Genomic DNA, 3,158 nt, shown 5'->3' with positions numbered 1-3,158 from the left:
TAGCAATCATTTGAGGTTTTGGCAATTATGAATTCCTTTGAAATTAAATCTGCTTGAATATCTGCGGAATGTGGGTTGGAATGCAAGTAAAATTAGCAGCGGTACTCATTAATAGTTGGGCATTTTGGCGTGCATTTTTGCTGTTGCAAGCTGTTAGTAAATTTGCCCTGATTTGGGGCAATGGCTATTTGTTGTGGTATTGGCGAAAATGGCTGATAATTACAGTCGTCTATTTCGGATTTTGCTCTTTAGCGCTACTGCTCAACTCCAGTGTTATGCAATCGCTTCATCGCTACGCTTACGGCATTGTATCGCTCTCCATCGGACTCGGTTTAGTGTTGAGTAGTCACCCTCGTTGGGGATATGCTGTTATGACAGTATTGGCTACATTCCTGCTGTACATGGCTGTTAAATTTACTGCGTGTAGGTAGCTTAAGATAGTTTTCCATATTTTTTGCACAAACTTAATTTACTCTATTTCCCAAGCTGCCTGAAAAAAGTCTCTTTCGCATAGCATAGCGTAGCGATAGGTTGCTTCTACTTCCGGCGTAGCTTCGGCGTAGCGATCGACCAAACTTTCCAGCCGTTTTGCTAAAATCTCAAAATCCGAGCTGCTATAGGTCGAAATCCAGTCGCTAAAGGCGTGTTCCGGTATATTAGGTTTAGCTAGCTGCTGTCCCAAAAAAGCATACAACCGCAAGCAAGGAGTCATGGCGGCTACTGTCAAACCTACACCACTCCCCCAGGCTGTCGCTAATAAAAAATCTGTGTAGCGGCGGGTAGCGATTCCCGGTTTTGCCTCTTGCAAGTTTACACCCCATTTGGCTGCATATCCTTGATGCAAACGAAGTTCTTCTAAAACGCCACTACCGAGATTGTGGAGAATTTCAAACCCCTCCCAGTCGGGTGCTTTTGCCGCAGCGATACTATAAGCGCGAGCGAAGGCTCCCAGAAAAAATGCGTCTTGTGCAACGTAATATGCAAAACTATTTTGGGGGAGGCTGCCGTCAGCAATCCCTCTGACAAAGGGATGTTGCAGACAAGCTTCGCTTAAGTCTTGATTTGCTTGCCAAAGATAATTGGAATTTGTCATGCAATTTTGAATCGATGGGTTATGATTGTAATTTTTATAGTCTGACTAAACATCTATGATAACAGATGTTTGAGCTTGGCGTGTGTCATTCTTATGGTATCTTTTATTTTTCGTATTTAAGAAAATAGATAATTGTTGGTATGCGGCTATTTTGGGGGCTGCTGTTGTCTGGCTCAAAGAGCGAAATTACGTGCCGAACCTCTCTTGTGAAGCAGCCCGCGTGTTTGGGTAAAAAGAAACTTTTGATTTAACGGTTGAAAAGCCGATTTTTAAACAGAAACTGCAATGAACGATACACCTAAGTATTCCTTGGTAATTCCTATCTATAACGAAGAAGAAAATCTCGCGGAATTGTATCGGCGAATTAGTGCCGTGATGGATCGAATGGACGGCCCAGTAGAATTAATTTTAATCAATGATGGCAGTCGCGATCGCTCTCTCGAACTTTTGCGAGAATTGCACGAAAAAGACGCGCGAATTTGTTACCTCAGTTTGGCCCGCAATTTCGGTCATCAAATAGCTGTAACTGCTGGTTTAAACTTTTCTAGCGGTCAAGTCGTAGTCATCATGGACGGCGATTTACAAGACCCGCCAGAGCTAATTATAGATATGGTAGAACGGTGGCAGCAGGGCTATCAAGTTGTTTACGCTCAACGCACTCAACGCCGTCAAGAAGGTTGGTTTAAGCGGTTGCCGGCTTATATGTATTATCGCATTTTGCGCCATCTTGCTGATGTTGATATTCCGATAGATACCGGAGATTTTTGTTTGATGGATAGGTGCGTGGTAGATGTACTCAACGCCATGCCAGAACGCAATCGTTACATTCGGGGACTGCGGGCTTGGATTGGTTTTAAACAAACGGCGGTTAAGTTTGAACGCGATCCGCGTTTTGCTGGCGAGGTTAAGTATACCTTCAGAAAATCTTTAAGTTTGGCGATGAATGGTTTAGTATCTTTTTCAAAAGTTCCCCTCAGACTTTCGATTTATATGGGGTTATTTGCTGCATTTATATCTGTGTTAATGGCTTTTTTAATTTTGTATTGGCGGCTTTTTTATCCAAGTTCTGCCTTAACGGGTTTGACAATTGTGATGATGGCTGTTTTCTTTTTGGGTGCGGTGCAGTTGGTGAGTATTGGGATTTTGGGTCAGTATATAGGGCGTATTTATGAGGAGGTGAAGGGCCGCCCGCTTTATACGCTGGCAGAAGTTGCTGGTTTTGGCGATCGACACCGATCGCCAAAATAATTTTAGCAAACATCGGTTAACTCATCGTGCCTAAATTATCTAATTTATGAGATAATTTAAGCAGGGTAAGAGCATCTCAATCAAGCTTGACAAAAGGAGTTGAGAACAGTCATCATATAATCATTATTCATAGCAGCCTGTTTGATTTTTTGACGAAGACTACGCTGCAATGTTTTCTCCTGATTAAGAGCGTTAAGTGCCATCCGTCTCAAGATGGTCAAATTACTCTTGACTATAACCTTAACGAATCCGACATTGATCCTCATGGAACGTGACATCTAAAGTGCAATGAACTTGGTTTTCAATAGTCCAATGTTGACGAATGGCACGACCAAGAAGTTGAGCATCCGCAGGCAGAGAAGTTAGATAAAATTGGACTTCATGAGTCGTTTTGTTCCAAAGATGGCGGATTCTTTCAATAATGACGATGGTTTGCAGTCCCGACCACTGGTCTTGTTGATAAAGACCACCGAAAGCCTCTAAAGGAACAGCCAAAACATAACGTTTTTCAGTGCTATTTTGTCCCTTTTCAATCTGTTGGTTATAACTAACTTTAATGCCTTCAAAGTTATTAGCTCTTCTGGTATCAAACCCTTCTTTAACCTGAGAATGTAAAGTGGGGTGATTAGCTTTAAGAGATACAATATAATCAGCTTTTTTGTGGCGAATTTGTTTCACAATCTCGGTTTGAGTTTCCATCGCATCAATGTTAACGTCAGCCCCGGTCAGGTCTAATAACTCTAAGGATCGCGAATTAAATAACTTACAATTTTAATTGTTATTGTGGGATGGGCGTCCCGCCCGTCCACTCATGACG

3 protein-coding genes and 1 pseudogene are annotated in these 3,158 nt (G+C 42.3%); 2 read left to right on the top strand and 2 right to left on the bottom strand.

Annotated features, from left to right (window positions below):
- Positions 1–80: 80 nt before the first annotated feature.
- A complete protein-coding gene (locus QT973_RS26805) occupies positions 81–431 on the top strand; it encodes a hypothetical protein (RefSeq protein WP_333058641.1) in 351 nt (116 codons plus the stop codon).
- A gap of 38 nt (positions 432–469) precedes the next feature.
- Here QT973_RS26805 and QT973_RS26800 read toward each other — a convergent pair whose 3' ends face one another.
- A complete protein-coding gene (locus QT973_RS26800; RefSeq protein WP_333058642.1) occupies positions 470–1,093 on the bottom strand; it encodes a TenA family protein in 624 nt (207 codons plus the stop codon).
- A 285-nt stretch (positions 1,094–1,378) separates the two neighbouring features.
- On the opposite strand from QT973_RS26800, the gene QT973_RS26795 reads away from it, so the two are divergent.
- The gene (locus QT973_RS26795; RefSeq protein WP_333058643.1) at positions 1,379–2,341 is read left to right on the top strand and encodes a glycosyltransferase family 2 protein; all 963 of its coding nucleotides are present in this window, start codon (positions 1,379–1,381) and stop codon (positions 2,339–2,341) included.
- A gap of 80 nt (positions 2,342–2,421) precedes the next feature.
- Here QT973_RS26795 and QT973_RS26790 read toward each other — a convergent pair.
- Positions 2,422–3,085 (bottom strand): annotated as a pseudogene (locus QT973_RS26790) (ISAs1 family transposase); the annotation flags it as partial.
- Positions 3,086–3,158: the final 73 nt, after the last annotated feature.

The organism is Microcoleus sp. Z1_A1 (assembly GCF_036700305.1).
In the GTDB taxonomy this organism is placed as follows: Bacteria; Cyanobacteriota; Cyanobacteriia; order Cyanobacteriales; family Microcoleaceae; genus Microcoleus.
This window is presented reverse-complemented; position numbering and strand designations above follow the sequence as displayed.

Excerpts from the sequence above, each read along its gene's own strand:
- QT973_RS26805 (WP_333058641.1), top strand. The coding sequence starts at position 81 with ATGCAAGTAAAATTAGCAGCGGTACTCATTAATAGTTGGGCATTTTGG.
- QT973_RS26800 (WP_333058642.1), bottom strand. The coding sequence starts at position 1,093 with ATGACAAATTCCAATTATCTTTGGCAAGCAAATCAAGACTTAAGCGAA.
- QT973_RS26795 (WP_333058643.1), top strand. The coding sequence starts at position 1,379 with ATGAACGATACACCTAAGTATTCCTTGGTAATTCCTATCTATAACGAA.